The following is a 19668-nucleotide window of genomic DNA, read 5'->3' as shown; positions in this document are numbered from 1 at the left end:
TTTACTTGTGGTGAGTTTAAGAAAAGATCATAAGCTTGAGAGGCGTCAAGCTTATGCTTCCACTATCGAGAACTTCGCACTGTCCAGTTTATAGCACACTCCTATTTTAATAAAAAGTAGAAAGGCACTTTATCCTATTTTATTTATAATAAACTAATTCAGTGTCAGAACATTTCCAATATGCTGTTTCCAGTCATTCCGAAAGTGTCGCAATTTTCTGGGGGTACTCTGATGTTACCAGCCAATAACCTTTCTCAGTCTGGAGTTCCCTTTACAGAGGAAAAGCACCGTTACAGCAATATGGTTAATACTCATAATGGTAGCGTAGCTGGGCAATCAGTAGGTCATGATCTGTTACCTTATAAATCATACGGTGCTCATCATTGATCCGTCTTGACCAGTATCCCGATAGCCCATGCTTTAATGGTTCTGGTTTTCCAATACCAGAGAAGGGCTCTCTTTGAGTATCTTTTATAAGTGCATTGATGCGTTTTAACATCGCCTTATCGTGTTTTTGCCAGTAAAGATACTCATCCCAGGCTTTTGTCGAAAAGATTAGCCTCATTCAATCAATTCCCTTTCTTTACCCTGACCTGCTTCCAGCTCCGCTATTGACTCCAGAAGATGGCGAGCGTTGGCAGGCGAGCGTAACAGGTAGGCCGTTTCTTCCATTGCACGGTAATCTTCCAGAGATAGCATCACCACAGGATCTTCACTTTTGCGAGTGATAATCACCGGGGAGTGATCGTCGCAGACCTGTTTCATCGTTTTTGCCAGATTAGCCCGAGCAGTAGTGTAGCTTATTGCGTCCATAGTATATCTCTCTGTGGTACAGAAAACCGTACAGGAATTTTAGCCCTGGGTTGATTAAGGTTCAAGTCACAGTTAAAGCTTCAATCAGCAGAACAGGGATCATTGTCTCAAGCTACATTTTCCTTACTTCTGTCAAAGAGCAAAAGAAAAGCACAGGCTAGAGCGAGTTGAAAGTCTGAAGAGGCCTATTCAGCCTTGGAATATTTTCAAACAGTGTTTGTAGCCATTCAGAAAGCGCAGCAATTTCCGGTTTGTGCTGATTGTACTTAGGTGTTACCAGCCAATAACCTTTTTCGGTTTGGAATTGCCATGGAAATGGTGTCACCAGGCGACCATCGTTAATCCAGCTATTTGCTGTTGGTAATAACGCCAGCGCAATACCTAAACCATCAGAAGCGGCTTTCACTGCCGCCAGATAGGAGTCACAAATAATTCGTTGCGAAATAGTGCCTTCCGATACCAGTGCCAGAGCGGTCTGCCAGAACTGTTTTGGTGCTCCTGTTATGTTTGTCGGTGAAGAAATGTTCTTTGGTCAGGATCGTCTCGATTTTATTGAAGAGATTCTGCAGCAGGCTTAAGCAGTACGGTTTCCTGATGCGGAAGCAAAACGGCTCCGCATCTGTTGTTCGCTTACCGGTAGAAGAACTCTTCTCCGACTCTAACTGATAATATCAGCTCCCCGCGCTCTCTTTCTTTATCCCAACTTTTTCAGGATAAAGAGTTTGCCAAGCAAAAATTATTGCTTTACGATAATTTATTATCGCTAAACAATAATTTCATTGAGGTGAACTGTGAGAATATCTACGTTAAGTCTGTGGTTACACAGAAGCTGCTGGTTGTTTGTCTGTTTGATTCCGCTGGGCTTTGTTTTCAGCTGGTATATGGCAATCAGTACACAAAGTCTGTCAGCAGTGAAACTGCCGTTTAAGGTGGTGTATAACAATATCGAGCTGTGGCAATGGCTGGCGGGTATGGCATTAACAGCGTTGCCTGTACTGGCACTGGTGATTGCACTGAGGTATTTAAGCCAGTTGATGCAGGAGTTTACTCAGGGGCGCTACTTCTCCCTCCTCGCTATTGATAAACTGTATCGCTTTTCGGCCTGGCTACTGGCCAGTACGGCACTGAAAATCGCTATTATGCCGCTTTTAAGTGTTGCACTGACAATTAACAATCCAGCAGGGGAGCGTTCACTCGTAGTATCGGTTGAAGGAGAAAACCTTTACATGGCGTTAATTGCAGTAGTATTTTTTGTTATTACTCGCATCCTGCAAGAAGGTCGGCGAATAGATACAGAAAACGCGGAGTTTATTTAATGCCGATTAAAGTTTGTCTGGATCAGGTTTTGGCCAGGCGTAATATGACGTCGAAAGCGCTGGCAGAACATGTGGGCATTACAACCGCTAATATGTCGCTGCTGAAACAAGGCAAAGTGAAGGGTATCCGTTTTGCGACGCTGGAGAGTATCTGTGATTTCCTGGAGTGCCAGCCGGGAGATATTCTTATCTATGAATCTGATGAAACTTAGCCAACAGCAGAATATTACACACTGGCAGTGCCGCTGTATTAGGGTTCTTCGACGTTTCATGTGGATTTACCTGATTGAACCTGTGCCTCTATTAGGCTGCCAATCAGGTAAATCATATTGATAAAAGTTCTTTACGCGATGTGCGGGTTTAAAACTGATCAAAAAGATATGCAACCATCATCTAAGCTAACTTCACCACAAAACAACCTGATGGTGACTAACATGCCTCTAGATGAGTTTATCATTCAAGTCTTCTGTTTGATGGATGATTTGTATAAGAAAATAATGAGGACACCTCTTCGGCAGCGAGGTCCTAGTCCCAAAATGACCGATAGTGAGGTCATTACTATTCCTGGATTCAAGTACTAAGCGTTACGACGAAGCGCAGCAGCCAGCCTTCTGACAAACTCTGTTCCCATGACCTGCCAGGGCCTCATTGATATTGCCTGCACCCCCATATTTTTAATATCTACGTCAAATGACGTACCCCTCTGCGTCATCCACCCCATACCGCACCCGCGAGCAATTCCCAATAATCAGGGAGCAGATTTCGGATGGTGTTCAGCGCTTTGCTCAGCACCTGACCTCAAGAATTAAAAGCACGCGATAGGAAGGTACGGCATGAAAATCAAAAAGCTGGTTTCAGGTATGGCGTTAGCGATGGGCGCTTCTATGGTCAGTTACGGTGCATTAGCCGCAGACACCATTAAGGTGGGTGTACTGCACTCACTGTCTGGCACAATGGCGATCAGTGAGACGACACTGAAAGACACGGTTCTGATGATGGTGGAAGAGCAGAACAAAAAAGGTGGTCTGCTGGGTAAACAGCTGGAAGCCGTAGTCGTTGATCCGGCCTCTAACTGGCCGTTGTTTGCTGAGAAAGCCCGTGAGCTGCTGACCAAAGATAAGGTGGATGTGATCTTTGGTGGCTGGACGTCGGTATCCCGTAAGTCGGTGCTACCGGTGATCGAAGAGCTGAACGGCCTGATGTTCTATCCCGTGCAATATGAGGGTGAAGAGTCTTCCAAAAACGTATTTTATACTGGTGCAGCACCGAATCAGCAGGCAATTCCAGCGGTAGATTACCTGATGAATGAACTGGGTGTGGAGCGCTGGGTACTGGCCGGTACGGATTATGTTTACCCTCGTACCACCAACAAGATTCTGGAAGCTTACCTGAAAGCCAAAGGCGTTGCTGATAGCGATATTATGATCAACTACACGCCATTTGGTCACTCCGACTGGCAGTCGATTGTTTCTGATGTGAAGAAGTTTGGCAGTAAGGGCAAGAAGACCGCAGTTGTCTCTACCATTAATGGTGATGCCAACGTACCTTTCTATAAAGAGCTGGGTAACCAGGGTATCTCTTCCGAAGATATTCCGGTAGTGGCTTTCTCTGTGGGCGAGGAAGAACTGTCCGGTATCGATACCAAACCACTGGTAGGCCACCTGGCGGCATGGAACTATTTCCAGAGTGTTGATAGCGAAGCCAACGAAGCCTTCATCACCAACTGGAAAGCCTTTATTGGTAATCCAAAGCGCGTGACCAATGACCCGATGGAAGCGACCTACATTGGCTTCAATATGTGGACCCAGGCTGTGAAAAAAGCCGGTACTACGGATGTTGATGCTGTTGAGCAGGCCATGATCGGTCAGAAAAGCCCTAACCTGACCGGTGGTGTCGCAGTAATGAACAAAAACCACCATCTGAGTAAGCCGGTACTGATTGGTGAAATTCAGGATGATGGTCAGTTTGAAGTGGTCTGGGAAACTGAAGGCGTGGTTGCCGGTGATGCCTGGTCTGACTTCCTGCCGGGTTCTAAAGATCTGATCTCTGACTGGACCTCTCCTATCAAGTGCGGCAACTACAACACGGTAACCCGCACCTGTTCTGGTCAGAATTTCTGATCTCCCATTATTAAGCGGATGAATTGATTCTTTCGCTTACTCTGAACCCACAAAGCACCCTGTTTCAATCGCATCTGCTTTGTGGGTTTTATGATATCTGAAGGTTTCAGTGTCAGGGCCTGTTCCGTCATCCTCACTGCAAACCACACTGCTTTTATTGGCGTTGACCCGCCCTCTATAAAAAAGCGCATTGGAGAACTGTTGTGAAACGCTATCTTGCTCTCTGTTGTTGCCTGTTGAGCCTCTGGCTGAATCCGGCGCTTAATTCGGTTTATGCCGAGACTGATACCGGAAAAACCAGTACGGGTGAAACAACCACTGCCAGCTCCCCTCATATTCAGCAGTTATTAACTGAGCTGACACAAAAAAGTCTGAACAAAGCGGTGCCTGTTCTGGAAAAACTGGAACAATCCGGTGGAGAAGCCATGCTGCCGCTGTTCCGTACCATGCTGGACGGCAACCTCTACTTTATTAAAGCAAACCGACAGGTTATTTCGGTTACCAAAGCTGAATCTGGTAAAGCTTTTGCCAATGTATTTACCGGTGAACCCCTGCCTGAATTCACTAAAAAACAGATTAAAAAAATTCGGGTAAATAATCGTTTGCGCGGTTATCTGCGTGATGCCATCGCCCGAATTCAGTTGTCATCATCTGATCCTGCTGCCCGCGAAAAAGCGGTACGTAATCTGCTGTCCGATCTGGACCCGTCCACTATCGAAGCGATTCAAAGCGCACGAGTGAATGAGTCAAACACCGCTGTGCAGGAGATGATGGATCTGGCGTTGGCGATGCATAAGCTGACCAATGCAGCTTTAGCGGTGGATCAGCTGGAGGCGATTGAAGCCCTGTCCGGTAGTTTAGAAAGTGAAGTGCGTAACCTGCTGGCGCGGGTATCAGAGAGTGAAAACTATGAACCGGCAGTCAATAAAGCCGCAGCCAGTGCGCTGGTAAAAATACAGGATAAGGTGGAGTTTTACGCCTTTATCGATCAGCTGTTTTTTGGCCTGAGCCTGGGTTCCGTACTGCTACTGGCGGCCATTGGTCTGGCGATCACCTTTGGCGTGATGGGCGTGATCAATATGGCCCATGGCGAGATGATTATGCTCGGCGCTTACACCACCTATGTGGTGCAGTTGATGTTGCCCAATCATATCGAGTATTCCCTGTGGCTGGCGATTCCACTGGCGTTTATTGTCTCCGGTCTGATGGGCGTGTTGATTGAGCGTGGTGTAATTCGTTTCTTACATGGTCGTCCGCTGGAAACCCTGTTAGCCACCTTCGGTATCAGCCTGATTCTGCAACAACTGGTCCGCACCATTTTCTCACCATTAAACCGTCAGGTGGCGTCTCCAGAATGGATGAGTGGTTCCATTGAGATCAACCCTGTGTTGTCACTGACTCTGAACCGTTTATACATTCTGGCTTTTGCTCTGCTGGTGTTTTTCCTGCTGCAACTGATTCTGAAGAAAACCTCACTGGGTCTGAATGTGCGTGCGGTCTCGCAAAACCGAAATATGGCGCGCGCTATGGGCGTACGTTCGGATTGGGTGGATGCCATGACCTTTGGCCTCGGTTCTGGTATTGCCGGTATCGCAGGTGTAGCTTTGAGCCAGCTGACCAATGTGGGTCCTAATCTGGGCCAGGCCTATATTATCGATTCCTTTATGGTGGTGGTGTTTGGTGGTGTCGGTAACTTGCTAGGCACGCTGGTCGCCGCATTCTCGCTGGGTATTGCCAATAAATTCCTGGAACCGGTCACCGGTGCTGTACTGGCCAGTATCCTGGTTCTGGTGTTTATCATCCTGTTTATTCAGAAACGCCCTAAAGGTCTGTTTCCTCAGAAAGGGAGGGCTGCAGAATGAGTCAGTCTTTGTCTTCTATCGCCCGCTTCTCTGCTAGTGACTTGTTTAAAGGAAAAGGCCAGCCCGGTGGTCGTGTTGCACCGTTTGTCGCCATCCTGTTGGCGGTGACGGTGCTGGCATCGGCAGCCAATCTGCTACTGCCAGAAAGCTCACCGTTTTATGTCAGTACCTACACCATCACGCTATTAGGTAAGTACCTGAGCTATGCCATGTTGGCGTTAGCGGTGGATGTGATCTGGGGCTATTGCGGCATTCTGAGTCTGGGCCACGGAGCATTTTTTGCTCTGGGTGGCTATGCGATGGGCATGTACCTAATGCGCCAGATTGGTGACCGTGGTGTTTATGGACACCCGGAGTTGCCGGACTTTATGGTGTTTCTGGATTGGAGCGAACTACCGTGGTACTGGCTGGGTATGGACCAGTTCTGGTTTGCCATGCTGATGGTGCTGGCAGTACCGGGTTTACTGGCTTACATCTTCGGTTGGCTGGCGTTCCGCTCCCGTGTCACTGGTGTTTATCTTTCTATTATGACGCAGGCGCTGACTTATGCGCTGTTGTTGGCCTTCTTCCGCAACGAGATGGGTTTTGGCGGCAACAACGGTTTGACCGATTTTAAAGATATTCTCGGTTTTGACCTGCAGTCGGATACCACCCGTGTGGCTCTGTTCGCTATTACTGCTCTGATGCTGGCACTGACCTTTATCACCAGCCATTGGATTATGCAGTCTCGCCTCGGCAAGGTGGTGGTCGCCATTCGTGATGGCGAGGCGCGGGCCCGTTTTCTGGGTTATCGCACCGATAACTTTAAGGTCTGGCTGTTTGTTTACTCCGCGATGATTGCGGCCATTGCTGGCGCGTTATATGTGCCACAGGTGGGCATTATCAACCCCGGTGAATTCTCTCCAATTAACTCCATTGAGATTGTGATCTGGGTGGCTGTGGGTGGTCGCGGCACTCTGATTGGCGCCATCGTCGGTGCCCTGCTGGTGAACTACGCCAAGACCCGTTTTACCGCCATTATGCCGGACGGCTGGCTGTTTGCGCTGGGTGCACTGTTTGTTCTTGTGACGCTGTTCCTGCCAAAAGGTCTGGTCGGTGTTTATGACCAATTAAAAGCGCATTTTGCTCAACCTCAGAGCAAGTCTGACGAGAGTTCCACCCCTCATCAAGAATCTGCTAAGGAGGCCAGCGTATGAGCGCATTAGAAAACCTGACCGCTGAAGGTAAAGAGCTGCTACGTCGGGATCAGGTATGGCCATTTTTGATGCCAAAGCAGCAAGCGGTGGATGTTTCCCATCAGGTGATTCTGTATGTGGAGGGGCTGAACCTGAGCTTTGATGGCTTTAAGGCACTGAACGATCTGAATCTCTATATCAATGATGGCGAACTGCGCTGTCTGATTGGAGCCAATGGCGCGGGTAAAACCACGCTGATGGATGTGATTACCGGTAAAACCCAATGTGATTCCGGCACGGTATATTTTGGTCAGAACCATAATCTGCTGGAACGATCCGAGCCGGAAATTGCAGAGCTGGGCATCGGACGTAAGTTCCAGAAGCCGACAGTATTTGAAGCTCATACGGTATTTGACAACCTGGAGCTGTCCCTTAAAACCAATAAAGGCGTGATGCCAACCTTGCTGGCCCGACTAACGCCCACGCAGCTGGATCGAATTGATCAGGTGCTGGAGATTATCGGTCTGAAAGAGCAACGTTTTATGCTGGCCGGAGCCCTGTCTCACGGCCAGAAACAGTGGCTGGAGATTGGCATGTTGCTGGTCTCTGAACCTCGTTTACTGCTGATTGATGAACCCGTGGCCGGTATGACCGCTCAGGAAACGGAGCGAACTGCTGAGCTGCTGACCTCTCTGGCCGGTGAGCACACGGTGATTGTCGTGGAACACGATATGGAGTTTGTGCGCAGTATCGCCCGTACGGTGACGGTGCTGCATCAAGGCTCTGTGCTGGCCGAAGGCACGATGGATCAGGTGCAAAACAATAAGGATGTGATCGAAGTTTATCTGGGGGAAGAGGCATGATCTCGATTAATAACGTCAATCAGCTCTATGGCGGTACTCAGATTCTGTGGGATCTGAACCTGGAGATCGAAGCCGGTTCCTGCACCTGCATTATGGGTCGTAACGGTGTGGGTAAGACTACTTTGCTGAAGTGTCTGATGGGGCTGTTACCGATCTCTAATGGCGAAATTCTGCTGGATGGTGAGCCGCTACACAGTCGGAATGCGGAGTTCAGAGCGCCAGCGGGTATCGGTTATGTCCCTCAGGGCCGGGATATTTTCCCAATGCTGACAGTGGAGGAAAACCTGCGTATTGGCCTGCCGGTGCGTAAAAGCCGAACCGGTGACAGTACCGGCGAGATCCCGGAAAAAATCTTCGAGTTATTTCCGGTATTAAAAGAGATGCTGCACCGTCGTGGTGGTGATCTCTCGGGTGGTCAGCAACAGCAGCTGGCCATTGGCCGGGCGCTGGTACTGGAACCCAGAGTGCTGATTCTCGATGAACCCAACGAAGGCATCCAGCCCAATATCGTAAAACAGATCGGTGATGTGATTCTGAAACTGAATGAAGAGGAAGGTCTGACGGTAATTCTGGTGGAGCAGAAACTGGGCTTTGCTCGTCGGGTGGGTAAAGAATTCCGTCTGATGGAGAAAGGCCGGGTGGTGGCCAGTGACAAGATGGCTAATCTGAATGATGAACTGATCAGACAATATCTGGCGGTATAAATGCAAAGAGGCAAGGGGCACAGCGGTCAGTGGATGCCCCGCAGCCGCTTCAGGTACTCAGCTGTTTTGACCTGATTCACTCACCTTAACTCAGATCCAGCTCATTCAGCTCGTCATAAAGCTCATTAATGGCCCTGACCCGCGTCTGTCCCTTATCCAGGTGGCGATGAAAGACCTGATTACTCAACAGGCTGACCATGCTCATAGGCAGGGCATAGCTGTCAAATGCAGATACGGTATCCAGCGGAATTTCAAATAACCAGTCTGTTCCCCGACAGTTCAGCCCGCTATTCTCTTCGGCAAAAATAATCACTCGAGAGGGGTGATCAGACAAAACCTGAATCAGGCGTTTGGTCATTTCGGGTCTGCGATGAAAAGCCATCACAACAAGCAGATCGCTATCGTCATAATCAACCAGGTCTTCGCCCAGAGTCTGTCCGGGCTGGGGTAGCAGATTGACCTGCTCCCGGCACTGAATCAGTTGCTGCCTGAAATGCAAAGCTACCGGGTAAGCATTACGAAAACCGATAACCGCAATTTTTTCAGCCTGAAGCAAGGCATTCACAATCTGATCCAGAGGCTGATGCTGCAGCAGGCTTTGCAAGCGTTCAATATTATGAATCTCTGAAGCAAAATGCTGGCTGGTCAACGATTCATCACTCAGAGAGGCATCGCGGGCGACAGGAACACCGGAGCGGCGCAGGTCACGCATGGCATTGCGGGCATCGCGAAAACTCTGAAACCCCAGCCGCTTGAATAAACGACTGATGGTGGCTTTGGAGGTCTGACATTCTTTACTCAGTTCAACGGAATTATACGTCGCCAGATCGTCCTGATGACTGAGAATAAAGTTTGCAATACGCCGTTCACTAGGGGAAAACTCACTGTATTCCCGCTGAATAATCTCTATCAGATCTGCCAAGCTGTCTCTCCTGTTATAGTCGCCGCGGGGCTATTGATGAGCGTGGTAAGGCTGTTTATGGCCGCGATGAAACTGACATCCCAGCAACCTATCTTATCCAAGAAATGGCGCTGAGTGATGGGATTATGGAACAAAAATTTCACAAGGAAACTTTTGTTCCAAAACCGTGCAAAAAATCATCCCCCATCGCTAATTCGCCCCAGTTTAAAGCAGAAAACCTGCGTATTGTGCAGGAAATATTAACCCTATCCATCCGCGATATCCTGTCATAACAAGCGCTCTGACCGATGAGAATAAAATGGCACTGCTTTTGCAACTATAGTAACAATACAAATATAGAATAAATCAAAAGTTTCAAAGGAAGCCCGAATGACACTGGAACTATCGGAATATCGTTACCATACCAACCTGACCGATGCCCGACTGGGTACTCGGGTGACCTATGTCACCGATGACTGGTTTGCAGAAGCCAATCGAATGCTGAACCCGGCACCACCCGAGTGGAAAGAGGGCGTTTACGATGATAATGGTAAATGGATGGACGGCTGGGAAAGCCGCCGTAAACGTCATTCGGGGTTTGATTACGCCATTATAAAACTGGGCACGCCGGGTTTTATTGATGCCTTTGACATCGATACTCAGTACTTTACCGGGAACTATCCTCCTTCAGCATCGGTCGAGGCGTGTTTCAGCCCTGAGTCAGAACCGGACGCCGATACTCAGTGGACAAAAATTCTGGCCGACAGCAGCCTGCAGGGAGACAGCCACAACCTGTTTCAATGCCTGAACCCGGAACAACCCTGGACACACCTGAAACTGAATATTTTTCCCGATGGGGGTGTTGCCCGTTTTCGCAGCTATGGTCGCCCTTATAAAGACTGGCAGGCTCACTCGGGCTCAGAGCTGACTGACCTGGTATCGGTGCTGAATGGCGGTCGTGCTATTGCCTGCTCGGATGAGCACTATGGCACCATCAGCAACCTGCTGAACCCAGGACGCGGCGTGAATATGGGAGATGGCTGGGAAACGGCCAGACGCCGTACTCCGGGTTATGACTGGGTTATTATCGCTCTGGGGCATCCCGGTAAAGTTGAAGAGATTCTACTTGATACCTGTCACTTTAAAGGCAACTTCCCGGATTCTTGCTCCATTCAGGCAGCATTTGTTGAAGGAGGCGCTGATGACCAGTTACCCGCACAGAGTCTGTACTGGGCTGAGTTGCTTCCGTCACAGAAACTGACAATGGACAGCGAGCATCATTTCCGCGCAGAACTGAAAGACATCGGCCGCATCAGTCATATCCGGCTGAATATATTCCCTGATGGCGGTGTCAGCCGGATTCGTGTACTGGGTACTATTGGTCAATAGCAGGGGAATAACGGAGGAATAATATGATGTCTCGTCCTATGCCTGGAGCCACATCGAAAGTGCTGAAAACCCAATTGCTGACGGCAAAAGCATTTGCACCTTACGGGGAAGTGATTGATCGACAACAGCATACTCACTTCCTGATTAATGGGGGCAGCACAGAGCGTTATCATCAGATGGCCTGTGTGGATACAGGGCCGGAGGACGGACGGGCTATTATCAGTATTTTCCGCAAACCCGTGGCCAGCCATTTTCCGTTTCGGGTCGAGATGATGGAGCAGCACCCTTTTGGCTCCCAGGCGTTTATCCCCCTGAAAGGCAAACCATTTCTGATCCTTGTCGCGGCCTCGGCACAGGCCGCAGAGCAAGGTGACCTGGCTTTATTTCTCAGTGATGGCTCACAGGGCATTAACTATGCCGCAGGCACATGGCACCACCCATTAATTACTCTTGAAGACGATGATGAGCTGTTGGTTGTGGACCGGCAGGGAGACCGGAAAAACTGTAATGAAATACAGCTGCCGGACTCCAGTGATATCTGGGTTCCTGCCATCCTGATACAGGGGGCATCTCTGCCTTCTTAACATTTTATTCCTATTTTTTACTCTATTAACGCTATTAGCCCTGTCAGAGCTGACCGCCCAGGGCTTTTTCCAGATCAATTTCGGTTTCACGCTTTTCCAGTGGCAAATGAGCCTGAATACCATGAATATGCTGGCCCATCTGAGCACTGGCTGCGTCTTTATCGCCGGAGAAAATCGCTTCCAGCAGAGCTTCATGCTCATGCAAAGAACATTTCACATCAGAGGTTGGCTGGTACAGAGCGATAATCAGCGATGAGCGCAGAATCAGATGGCTTAACAGCTCTGCCAGCACCTGGTTACCGGCAATTTCCGCCAGTAGGCTATGGAAAGCCCCGGATTCGCGTACCATATCCTGACGATCACCATGCCGGATCGCATCCGCTTCTTTCTCCAGTTGTTGCTGTAAACGCTGCTTGTGCGCTGGGGTTAACTGACCGACCGCCAGCGCAATAATGCCTTTTTCCAGTACGCAGCGGGCATCGAATACATCTTTAGCTTCTTCCACAGTCGGTTGAGCGACAAAGGCTCCCCGATTAGGAAAGATATCCACGACCTTATGCTCGACGGATAATTTCTGCAATGCTGCACGTACATGGTTCCGGTTTGCACTCAGTACTTCAACCAGCTTTGCTTCTGTTAAGCGGGCTCCCGGAGGCAGACGATGTTCGTAGATTGCAGAAGCAATCGCATCGACTATACGCTGTACTTCCTGCTGGGCTCTGGTCGCCATCACATTTTCCTCACCTGTAAAATTGTTAACAATTATATCAAAAATAGTTAAACAATCATCTTTCAATTATCGTTTTAAAGCGCCCTTTTACTGGGCATGAAGCGCAATTATGGTGCAAAAAGCGATACCAGAAAAAGCTAAAAATAGAGTACCAAAAGTGCTCAGCATTAAATAAAACCAATAAAAACAAGATTATAAAGATATATCTCTTTGCCTGGCACAATTATCGCTAACATAAACAACAAAGATTGCTAACAATTCTGGAAAAATTTATGAGCAAAGGTTCTGTGGAACTCATCGGAGTCTCCAAGCGTTACGACGAGAGTCTGGCGGTAAAAGAGATCAATCTGAAAATTCCTGGTGGCAGTTATTGTTGTCTTCTGGGTCCCAGCGGCTGCGGTAAATCGACAACGCTACGTATGATTGCTGGTCACGAAGCCGCATCTGATGGCGATATTCTGCTGAATAATCGCAATGTCACTGACCTTCCGCCAAGAGAGCGTGGCACAGCATTGATGTTCCAGAATTATGCCCTGTTTCCTCATCTGAACAGTCTGGACAACGTGGCCTTCAGTCTGAAAATCAGTGGCGTGTCCAAAGAAGAGCGTCACAGCCGTGCCCGTAAGATGCTGGATCTGGTCAATATGGAGCGCTTTGCTGAAGCCTTTCCAGAACAGATGTCTGGCGGCCAACAGCAGAGGGTTGCTCTGGCCCGCGCCCTGATCAACGAACCGGAAGTGATCCTGCTGGATGAACCTCTATCCGCGCTGGACCCGTTCCTGAGAGCCAGAATGCGAACAGAACTGAAACGTATTCAGCAGAAACTGGGCATTACCTTTATTCATGTGACCCATTCTCAGGAAGAAGCATTTGCACTGTCTGATCAGGTGGTAGTGATGAACCACGGTCATATTGAGCAGGTTGATACTCCTGTGGGCATTTTTACCCGTCCAAGAACCGCATTTGTCGCCAGTTTTATCGGTGGGCATAACATCATCTCCGGCAAACAGCAGAACAATCAGTTCAGCCCGGATAAGGCGGTCACCATTGAACTGCCACAGTCCCTGCATTCAGATGCACTACAAGAGCGCACCGTGTCATTGCGCTGTGACCGCATCCGTATTGCCTCTCAGCCGTTTGAGGGTGCACTGAAGGCCGTTGCCCGTATTGAAGAGGTTGAGTATCTGGGCAGTTATATCCACCTGAAATGTCAGGTGGGTGAGCAGCTCTGTCTTTCCGTCTATCAGAACGATGCCGATTTTCTCAGCCATCCTTTTGCTCCGGGCGATAGCGCCTACCTGGGATGGCAGAACGATCAGTTAAATCCCCTGCAATAACAAAAGTTTAGCCCTGAATAAAAGCTGGATAAAACAACTCAATATGCCAGAGAGGCTGTTATGAAAGATGATGTGAAAAACCCAAGTGAAGCAACCCTGTCAGAAACGGTTTCTGCCCCGGCAGAAAATAAAGGGATGTCCCGACGCACTTTTATTAAAGCGGCTGGCGCTTTAAGTGGTGCAGCCGTTGGCTCCGGTGCGATTACCGGTTTCCCTATGATCTGGGCGCAGAACATCAAAAATATCACCCTGCGCCAGTTCGGCACCGGAGTGTCTAACCTGAATGCTATCGCACAGAAAGCGAAGGAAGATCTGGGGATTAATCTGGAATTAACCGCGCTGGATTCTGATGCAGTGGCACAGCGTACTGTCACTCAGCCTCGCTCCTTTGACATTGCGGATATTGAGTACTGGATCTGTAAGAAGGTTTTCCCGGCAGGCACCATGCAGGCGATGGATACCCACCGTCTGAAGAACTTCGACAAGATCGCACCACTTTTCATCAACGGTAAACTGACCCCGGATTCCGAGATTGCTCAAGGTACGGCTCCGCACACCGTTGGCTTTGTGGAAAGCGCCAGCTCTACTCAGTTTGCAGACAGTCCGACTCGCTGGATGACTCTGGTTCCAACGATCTATAACGCCGATACCCTGGGTATTCGTCCTGACCTGATCAACCGCCCGATTACCCACTGGCGCGATATTATGGACCCGGAATTTCGTGGCAAAACCTCCATTCTGAATATTCCGGCCATCGGCATTATGGATGCGGCCATGATCTGTGAATCTATGGGGGAGATCACCTATGCCGATAAAGGCAATATGACCCGTGCAGAGATCGATAAGACCATCGAGATTCTGAAAGAGGCGAAGTCTCAGGGCCAGTTCCGAGCGTTCTGGAAGAGTTTTGATGAGTCCGTCAACCTGATGTCTTCCGGTGAAGTGGTCATTCAGTCTATGTGGTCTCCGGCTGTGGCTGCCGTTCGCTCTAAAGGTATCGAGTGTCGCTATCAGCCACTGGAGGAAGGCTATCGCTCCTGGGGTGGCGGTATCGGCCTTGCGAAACACCTGAGCGGTATTGAGCTGGATGCCGCTTACGAATATATCGACTGGTATCTGTCTGGCTGGGTCGGGGCTTATCTGAACCGTCAGGGCTACTACTCTGCAGCCCCATCTACTTCCAAACAGTTTATGACCGCAGATGAGTGGAACTACTGGATCGAAGGTAAGCCAGCCCAGGGTGACATACTGAGTCCTGAAGGCAAGGTGATGGAAAAAGCTGGCGCGGTGCGTGACGGTGGCTCCTACTGGGAGCGTATGAGTTCTGTCGCGTGCTGGAACTCCGTCATGGATGAGAACAAGTACATGCTCAGAAAGTGGAATGAGTTTATCGCGTCTTAAGGTTGCACCACCAGAAATAAAGCGGAAGCCCCTGCTTCCGCTTCAGTTTATCGGAGCCGATTCCATGCGCTTTTTTTCTCAATACATCAGTTATTTTCAGGCCGCCCCGCTGGCTCTGATTATCCTGCTATTTTTACTGTTTCCGGTTCTGACAATTCTTGTGGTCAGCTTCTGGGACTATGATTCTTACCGGCTTATACCGGACTTTATTACTGAGAACTATGAATTCCTGCTGACATCACCTGTGACCTACAGCGCGTATCTGAAAACGCTGTTCTATGCCATTGCAACCCTGGTGATCACTCTGTTGATTGGTTTTACGGTCGCTTATTACATCGCTTTTTATATCAGAAACTCTTTTGTACAGAGCCTGCTGTTTATCGCCTGTACCGTGCCATTTCTGACATCCAATATTATTCGCATGATTTCCTGGATTCCCTTGCTGGGCCGAAACGGTCTGGTGAATTCAGCCTTGCTGGAAACCCACATTATCGACGAGCCTATCGAATGGCTGCTGTACAGTGACTTCAGTGTCATTCTGGCTTTTGTACACCTGTATACCCTGTTTGTCGTGGTACCTGTTTTTAACTCCATGATGCGGATCGACCGTAATCTGGTAGAAGCCGCTATAGACTCCGGTGCCAGCGCGATGCAAACCATTACCCACGTTATTCTGCCTCTGTGCAAATCCGGTCTGGCGATCGGTTCCATCTTTGTGATGACACTTGTGATGGGTGACTTCATTACCGTCACCATGATGAGCGGTGGTCTGAGTGCTTCCGTAGGGGTTCTGATCCGTAATGAAATATCCCTGCTGCAATACCCTGCGGCTGCTGCAAACGCCATCGTTCTGCTGGGAACCGTGCTGATTATGCTCAGCGTGATGTTCCGCTTTATTAATATCAAAAAGGAGCTGTAAATCATGGCTCGCATTAACCAACGACATAAGCCGGGCTTTGTGCCTTTGACACTGTTTTTTATTCTGTTTCTGATTTTTCTGTATGGCCCGACAGCAACAATCGCAATTCTGTCGTTCCAGGGGCCGGATGGTGGCCTGACCTTTCCGATGAACGGTATCTCTCTGCACTGGTTCCGGCAGCTATTTGAGCCGCAACAAGTGGGGGATTTTGGCGGCTCTTTGCTACGCTCTGTCATGCTGGGCTTTGCCGTTATGATCTGTACCGCTGCGTTTTCATTACTGGCAGGCCTTGCCTATCGCCGCAAATTTAAAGGCAGTGATGCTCTGTTTTATCTCTCTCTGGTTAGCCTGATTCTGCCCTCTATTCTGATCAGTCTGGGTATCGGCATCATGTTTGACCGTTTAGGGCTAGCCCCCACCTGGTACACCTCCGCATTTGGTGCTCACCTGACCTGGACGCTGCCGTTTGGCCTGCTGATTATGTTTGCAGTATTTAACCGCTTTAACCGCAGCTATGAAGCCGCGGCTATGGATATGGGAGCCACGGCCTGGCAGACCTTCCGTTTTGTGGTTTTTCCGCTGGTTTTGCCCAGCCTGATCGGTGTCAGTCTGTTTGGTTTTACCCTGTCCTATGACGAGTTTGCCCGCACACTGATGACCTCTGGTACCTTTAACACTCTGCCGCTGGAAATCTACGGCATGACCACTAACGTAACAACACCGGTGCTCTATGCACTGGGAACGGTTACCACTCTGTTTTCTTTCAGTCTGATCTTTTGCGCCATGTTTGCTGTTCACCTGCTGAAAAAGCATCGGGCTAAAACCGTTAATTAAGTCATCGGAATATCTATGTCACAGACCATTTGCGTTATTAATCCCAACACCAGCGAAGCGATGCGTCAGGTTATTGAACACAGCTGCACAGAGGTAGCGCTGCAGGATACCCAGCTGAAGGTTGTCTGCGCTCCATCGGGAGTCGCCAGTGTAGAAGGCTTTTATGATGGTGCTCTGGCTACCACAGGCGTACTGAAAAGTGTGCAAAGCAACCCTTCACAGGGTTACCTGATCGCCTGTGCAGACGACACAGGGCTTGATGCCTGCCGCGAGATCACATCCGCTCCGGTACTGGGTATCGGTGAAGCCGCCATGCACACAGCAACCCTTTTAGGCGCAGGCTTTTCGGTGCTGACGGCACAACAGAAGTCTGTTCATATTCTGGAGCGCAACGCCCATCAGTATGGCTTTGCCACCCACTGCCGGGGCGTACACGCCATGAAAACACCGGTGCTGGATTTGGAAAAATTTCTCGAACCGGAATGGTTCCCGGTTCTGTTGGAACGTTGCCAGCAAATTCTGGAGCAGGATGAATCTGAAGTACTGGTTCTTGGCTGTGCTGGCCTGACTATTCTGCAGAAGAAATTACAGGATGCCTTGCAGATTCCGGTAATTGATGGAGTAAGAGCGGGTATCGGCCTGATTGAAGGCCTGCTGCGTTGTGGGCTATCCACCAGTAAACACTGTACCTATCAGCCAGCCGAAGATAAAACGACAGCAGGTGAACAAGGATGAGCAGCAATTATCCCAGAGATATGAAGGGTTACGGCGCTAACCCGCCCAATGCCAACTGGCCAAACCGGGCCAAACTGGCGGTTCAGTTCGTACTCAATTATGAGGAAGGCGGTGAAAATTCTGTGCTTCACGGTGACCCCCATGCAGAAACCTTTCTGTCGGAAATTGCCGGAGCTCAGCCTTATACAAGTCGTCACATGAGTATGGAATCGCTGTACGAGTACGGCTCCCGTGTCGGGGTATGGCGTATCCTCAGAGAGTTTGAAAAGCGCCAGCTGCCCATGACCATTTTTGGTGTTGCGATGGCACTGGCGAGAAACCCTGAAGTGACCCGGGCTTTTATAGATCAGGGACACGAGATCGCCTGTCACGGCCTGCGCTGGATTCACTATCAGGACATGCCGGAGCATATCGAACGGGAACACATGAAAGAAGCCGCTCGTATGCTGGAACAGATGACCGGAGAAACGCCTCTGGGCTGGTACACAGGGCGGGATTCCCCAAACACCCGTCAGCTGGTTGTTGAACATGGCGGTTTTCTGTATGACTCCGATTACTATGGCGATGACCTGCCATTCTGGACACCGATCACCACCTCAACCGGTGAAACCCGACAGCATCTGGTGATTCCTTACACCCTGGACTGCAACGATATGCGCTTTTCATCCTCTCAGGGGTTTGCCGAAGGTGATGAGTTCTATCGCTACCTGAAGGACAGCTTTGATGTGATGTATGAAGAGGGAGCAACACGCCCGGCCATGATGTCCATCGGACTGCACTGTCGCCTGATCGGTAAACCCGGTCGCTTCCGATCCCTTCAGCGTTTTCTGGATTATCTGCAGGGCTTTGACGACATCTGGATTACCCGAAGGGTCGATATTGCAAAACACTGGATGACAGAACATCCTGCGCCTGACTGAGTTATTTCTGTAAGCACTGATCACACTGTCATTTATGCACCTGTCGTGCACTGATGTTGCTCAAAAAGCACAACATCGGTGCACTATGTCTCGTCACGTCAACTGAAAATAAGCAGAAAATTTCAATTTAATTATTTAATTTCAAAGACTTGAAAAACATGGCCTCTTCATTGCTTTATCCATGAAACAAATGATTCAAAGAAAAAAATCAATGAAACAAAAGAGGCTTCACCCATGAAAACAACAAAACTCTTTCGCAATAGCAAAACAATACTGGGTAAATGTATCCGGATGGTCGGTGCAATTACTCTTAGTCTGAGTGCACTAAGCGCTCAGGCAAATCAGCTGTCAGCTATACAGGAACGTGGTGAGCTGGTGGTAGCCGTCCCTCAGGATTTTCCTCCTTTTGGTTCCGTTGGCAAGGATCTGCAGCCCGTTGGTTATGATGTTGACATGGCCGCTTTTCTGGCTGAAAGCATGGACCTGAAACTTAAGCTGGTTCCTGTCACCAGTGCCAACCGCATTCCTTACCTGCAAACCGGTAAAGTGGATCTGGTGATCTCCAGCATGGGTAAAAACGCTGAACGTGAGAAAGTCGTCGATTTTTCCCGCGCCTACGCACCTTTCTTCCTGGGTGTTTTCGGTGAAAGTCAGGCAACCGTTAAATCTCCCGCCGACCTGGCCGGAAAAGTTGTCGGTGTCACCCGAGGCTCCGTGGAAGATCTTGAGCTGACAAAAGTCGCACCATCATCCGTCACCATTCAACGCTTTGAAGATAACAACACCACGATTTCGGCTTATCTTTCCGGACAGGTCGAGTTTATTGCCACCGGTAATCTGGTCGCAGCCAAAATCGCCGAGCGTCAATCCAACCGTGATCTGGTATCCAAGTTCATGATCAAAAACTCACCGTGCTACATCGGTATGCGCAAAAGCGAGCCAGAACTGTTGAGCAAAGTGAACACGCTGGTCGCTCAGGGTATTCAAAGCGGGAAACTTGATGAGCTGTCGATTAAGTGGTTCAAGGCCACCCTGCCTGAAGAGCTGAAGTAAGTAAGGGGTAGT

At 49.3% G+C, this 19668-nt stretch carries 23 protein-coding genes; 17 read left to right on the top strand and 6 right to left on the bottom strand.

The features are described 5' to 3' along the window. Positions 1-304: 304 nt before the first annotated feature. From H4O21_RS17140 to H4O21_RS17130, 3 genes are all read right to left on the bottom strand, one after another. The gene (locus tag H4O21_RS17140) at positions 305-565 is read right to left on the bottom strand and encodes a Txe/YoeB family addiction module toxin (RefSeq protein ID WP_182810095.1); all 261 of its coding nucleotides are present in this window, start codon (positions 563-565) and stop codon (positions 305-307) included. Beyond that, positions 562-813, bottom strand: coding sequence for a type II toxin-antitoxin system Phd/YefM family antitoxin (locus H4O21_RS17135; RefSeq protein WP_182810094.1), 252 nt, complete (start codon positions 811-813; stop codon positions 562-564). The genes H4O21_RS17140 and H4O21_RS17135 overlap by 4 nt, the downstream gene beginning before the upstream one ends. A gap of 157 nt (positions 814-970) precedes the next feature. Then, positions 971-1219 (bottom strand): LysR substrate-binding domain-containing protein, encoded by a 249-nt coding sequence (locus tag H4O21_RS17130; RefSeq protein ID WP_182810093.1) that lies wholly within the window; start codon positions 1217-1219, stop codon positions 971-973. A 40-nt stretch (positions 1220-1259) separates the two neighbouring features. Between H4O21_RS17130 and H4O21_RS17125 the strand changes: the two genes are divergently transcribed. The 3 genes from H4O21_RS17125 to H4O21_RS17115 all read left to right on the top strand — a co-directional run bounded on the left by H4O21_RS17125 (position 1260) and on the right by H4O21_RS17115 (position 2341). Continuing rightward, complete coding sequence (locus H4O21_RS17125) at positions 1260-1391, top strand: DsbA family protein (RefSeq protein ID WP_368737565.1); 132 nt, start codon at positions 1260-1262, stop codon at positions 1389-1391. A 258-nt stretch (positions 1392-1649) separates the two neighbouring features. Beyond that, entirely contained in the window at positions 1650-2129 is a 480-nt protein-coding gene (locus H4O21_RS17120; RefSeq protein ID WP_182810092.1) for a DUF2975 domain-containing protein, read from the top strand. Then, positions 2129-2341 carry a helix-turn-helix domain-containing protein gene (locus tag H4O21_RS17115; protein WP_182810091.1) on the top strand — a complete coding sequence of 71 codons (213 nt, stop codon included), beginning with the start codon at positions 2129-2131 and terminating at the stop codon, positions 2339-2341. Before H4O21_RS17120 ends, H4O21_RS17115 begins: the two co-directional genes overlap by 1 nt. 365 nt (positions 2342-2706) lie before the next feature. On the opposite strand, the gene H4O21_RS17110 is transcribed toward H4O21_RS17115, so the two are convergent. After that, positions 2707-2850, bottom strand: coding sequence for a hypothetical protein (locus H4O21_RS17110; protein ID WP_182810090.1), 144 nt, complete (start codon positions 2848-2850; stop codon positions 2707-2709). Positions 2851-2962: 112 nt separating this feature from the next. On the opposite strand from H4O21_RS17110, the gene urtA reads away from it, so the two are divergent. From urtA to urtE, 5 genes are all read left to right on the top strand, one after another. Beyond that, the gene (urtA, locus tag H4O21_RS17105; RefSeq protein ID WP_182810089.1) at positions 2963-4249 is read left to right on the top strand and encodes an urea ABC transporter substrate-binding protein; all 1287 of its coding nucleotides are present in this window, start codon (positions 2963-2965) and stop codon (positions 4247-4249) included. Positions 4250-4452: 203 nt separating this feature from the next. Beyond that, entirely contained in the window at positions 4453-6111 is a 1659-nt protein-coding gene (gene urtB, locus H4O21_RS17100; protein WP_368737564.1) for an urea ABC transporter permease subunit UrtB, read from the top strand. Beyond that, positions 6108-7307 carry an urea ABC transporter permease subunit UrtC gene (gene urtC / locus H4O21_RS17095; RefSeq protein WP_182810088.1) on the top strand — a complete coding sequence of 400 codons (1200 nt, stop codon included), beginning with the start codon at positions 6108-6110 and terminating at the stop codon, positions 7305-7307. The genes urtB and urtC overlap by 4 nt, the downstream gene beginning before the upstream one ends. After that, the gene (gene urtD / locus H4O21_RS17090; protein ID WP_182810087.1) at positions 7304-8149 is read left to right on the top strand and encodes an urea ABC transporter ATP-binding protein UrtD; all 846 of its coding nucleotides are present in this window, start codon (positions 7304-7306) and stop codon (positions 8147-8149) included. The genes urtC and urtD overlap by 4 nt, the downstream gene beginning before the upstream one ends. Next, on the top strand, positions 8146-8853 hold the full coding sequence (urtE, locus tag H4O21_RS17085; protein WP_182810086.1) for an urea ABC transporter ATP-binding subunit UrtE: 708 nt from the start codon (positions 8146-8148) through the stop codon (positions 8851-8853). The genes urtD and urtE overlap by 4 nt, the downstream gene beginning before the upstream one ends. 85 nt (positions 8854-8938) lie before the next feature. Here the strand turns inward: urtE and H4O21_RS17080 are convergent, their stop codons facing one another. Then, the gene (locus tag H4O21_RS17080) at positions 8939-9775 is read right to left on the bottom strand and encodes a MurR/RpiR family transcriptional regulator (RefSeq protein WP_182810085.1); all 837 of its coding nucleotides are present in this window, start codon (positions 9773-9775) and stop codon (positions 8939-8941) included. A gap of 369 nt (positions 9776-10144) precedes the next feature. Here H4O21_RS17080 and alc point away from each other — a divergent pair, with 369 nt between their 5' ends. Both alc and H4O21_RS17070 read left to right on the top strand, forming a co-directional pair. Beyond that, positions 10145-11143 (top strand): allantoicase, encoded by a 999-nt coding sequence (alc, locus tag H4O21_RS17075; RefSeq protein ID WP_182810084.1) that lies wholly within the window; start codon positions 10145-10147, stop codon positions 11141-11143. 23 nt (positions 11144-11166) lie between these two features. After that, complete coding sequence (locus H4O21_RS17070) at positions 11167-11727, top strand: ureidoglycolate lyase (protein WP_255487351.1); 561 nt, start codon at positions 11167-11169, stop codon at positions 11725-11727. 43 nt (positions 11728-11770) lie between these two features. Here H4O21_RS17070 and H4O21_RS17065 read toward each other — a convergent pair whose 3' ends face one another. Further along, positions 11771-12457: a GntR family transcriptional regulator gene (locus H4O21_RS17065; RefSeq protein ID WP_182810083.1), complete on the bottom strand. Its 687-nt coding sequence runs from the start codon at positions 12455-12457 to the stop codon at positions 11771-11773. 272 nt (positions 12458-12729) lie between these two features. Here H4O21_RS17065 and H4O21_RS17060 point away from each other — a divergent pair, with 272 nt between their 5' ends. The 7 genes from H4O21_RS17060 to H4O21_RS17030 all read left to right on the top strand — a co-directional run bounded on the left by H4O21_RS17060 (position 12730) and on the right by H4O21_RS17030 (position 19656). Next, on the top strand, positions 12730-13794 hold the full coding sequence (locus H4O21_RS17060; protein WP_182810082.1) for an ABC transporter ATP-binding protein: 1065 nt from the start codon (positions 12730-12732) through the stop codon (positions 13792-13794). 60 nt (positions 13795-13854) lie between these two features. Beyond that, on the top strand, positions 13855-15195 hold the full coding sequence (locus H4O21_RS17055; RefSeq protein WP_182810081.1) for an ABC transporter substrate-binding protein: 1341 nt from the start codon (positions 13855-13857) through the stop codon (positions 15193-15195). Continuing rightward, positions 15176-16114, top strand: coding sequence for an ABC transporter permease (locus H4O21_RS17050; RefSeq protein WP_255487350.1), 939 nt, complete (start codon positions 15176-15178; stop codon positions 16112-16114). Before H4O21_RS17055 ends, H4O21_RS17050 begins: the two co-directional genes overlap by 20 nt. A 3-nt stretch (positions 16115-16117) precedes the next feature. Next, positions 16118-16948: an ABC transporter permease gene (locus tag H4O21_RS17045; RefSeq protein ID WP_182810080.1), complete on the top strand. Its 831-nt coding sequence runs from the start codon at positions 16118-16120 to the stop codon at positions 16946-16948. Positions 16949-16963: 15 nt separating this feature from the next. Continuing rightward, on the top strand, positions 16964-17683 hold the full coding sequence (locus H4O21_RS17040; protein WP_182810079.1) for an aspartate/glutamate racemase family protein: 720 nt from the start codon (positions 16964-16966) through the stop codon (positions 17681-17683). Next, positions 17680-18603 carry an allantoinase PuuE gene (puuE, locus tag H4O21_RS17035; protein ID WP_182810078.1) on the top strand — a complete coding sequence of 308 codons (924 nt, stop codon included), beginning with the start codon at positions 17680-17682 and terminating at the stop codon, positions 18601-18603. Before H4O21_RS17040 ends, puuE begins: the two co-directional genes overlap by 4 nt. 234 nt (positions 18604-18837) lie before the next feature. Continuing rightward, entirely contained in the window at positions 18838-19656 is an 819-nt protein-coding gene (locus H4O21_RS17030) for a transporter substrate-binding domain-containing protein (RefSeq protein ID WP_220495707.1), read from the top strand. Positions 19657-19668 lie beyond the last annotated feature (12 nt).

Origin of the sequence: Oceanospirillum sediminis (assembly GCF_014164585.1) — a bacterium.
Lineage (GTDB): Bacteria > Pseudomonadota > Gammaproteobacteria > Pseudomonadales > Halomonadaceae > Oceanospirillum > Oceanospirillum sediminis.
The sequence above is the reverse complement of the archived record's forward strand: the minus strand, read 5'-3'. Positions and strand labels throughout refer to the sequence as shown.

Coding starts and splice junctions, on each gene's coding strand:
- H4O21_RS17140 (WP_182810095.1), bottom strand. CDS start 565: ATGAGGCTAATCTTTTCGACAAAAGCCTGGGATGAGTATCTTTACTGG.
- H4O21_RS17135 (WP_182810094.1), bottom strand. CDS start 813: ATGGACGCAATAAGCTACACTACTGCTCGGGCTAATCTGGCAAAAACG.
- H4O21_RS17115 (WP_182810091.1), top strand. CDS start 2,129: ATGCCGATTAAAGTTTGTCTGGATCAGGTTTTGGCCAGGCGTAATATG.
- H4O21_RS17110 (WP_182810090.1), bottom strand. CDS start 2,850: ATGGGGTGGATGACGCAGAGGGGTACGTCATTTGACGTAGATATTAAA.
- urtA (WP_182810089.1), top strand. CDS start 2,963: ATGAAAATCAAAAAGCTGGTTTCAGGTATGGCGTTAGCGATGGGCGCT.
- urtC (WP_182810088.1), top strand. CDS start 6,108: ATGAGTCAGTCTTTGTCTTCTATCGCCCGCTTCTCTGCTAGTGACTTG.
- urtD (WP_182810087.1), top strand. CDS start 7,304: ATGAGCGCATTAGAAAACCTGACCGCTGAAGGTAAAGAGCTGCTACGT.
- urtE (WP_182810086.1), top strand. CDS start 8,146: ATGATCTCGATTAATAACGTCAATCAGCTCTATGGCGGTACTCAGATT.
- alc (WP_182810084.1), top strand. CDS start 10,145: ATGACACTGGAACTATCGGAATATCGTTACCATACCAACCTGACCGAT.
- H4O21_RS17070 (WP_255487351.1), top strand. CDS start 11,167: ATGATGTCTCGTCCTATGCCTGGAGCCACATCGAAAGTGCTGAAAACC.
- H4O21_RS17065 (WP_182810083.1), bottom strand. CDS start 12,457: ATGGCGACCAGAGCCCAGCAGGAAGTACAGCGTATAGTCGATGCGATT.
- H4O21_RS17060 (WP_182810082.1), top strand. CDS start 12,730: ATGAGCAAAGGTTCTGTGGAACTCATCGGAGTCTCCAAGCGTTACGAC.
- H4O21_RS17055 (WP_182810081.1), top strand. CDS start 13,855: ATGAAAGATGATGTGAAAAACCCAAGTGAAGCAACCCTGTCAGAAACG.
- H4O21_RS17050 (WP_255487350.1), top strand. CDS start 15,176: ATGAGTTTATCGCGTCTTAAGGTTGCACCACCAGAAATAAAGCGGAAG.
- H4O21_RS17045 (WP_182810080.1), top strand. CDS start 16,118: ATGGCTCGCATTAACCAACGACATAAGCCGGGCTTTGTGCCTTTGACA.
- H4O21_RS17040 (WP_182810079.1), top strand. CDS start 16,964: ATGTCACAGACCATTTGCGTTATTAATCCCAACACCAGCGAAGCGATG.
- puuE (WP_182810078.1), top strand. CDS start 17,680: ATGAGCAGCAATTATCCCAGAGATATGAAGGGTTACGGCGCTAACCCG.
- H4O21_RS17030 (WP_220495707.1), top strand. CDS start 18,838: ATGAAAACAACAAAACTCTTTCGCAATAGCAAAACAATACTGGGTAAA.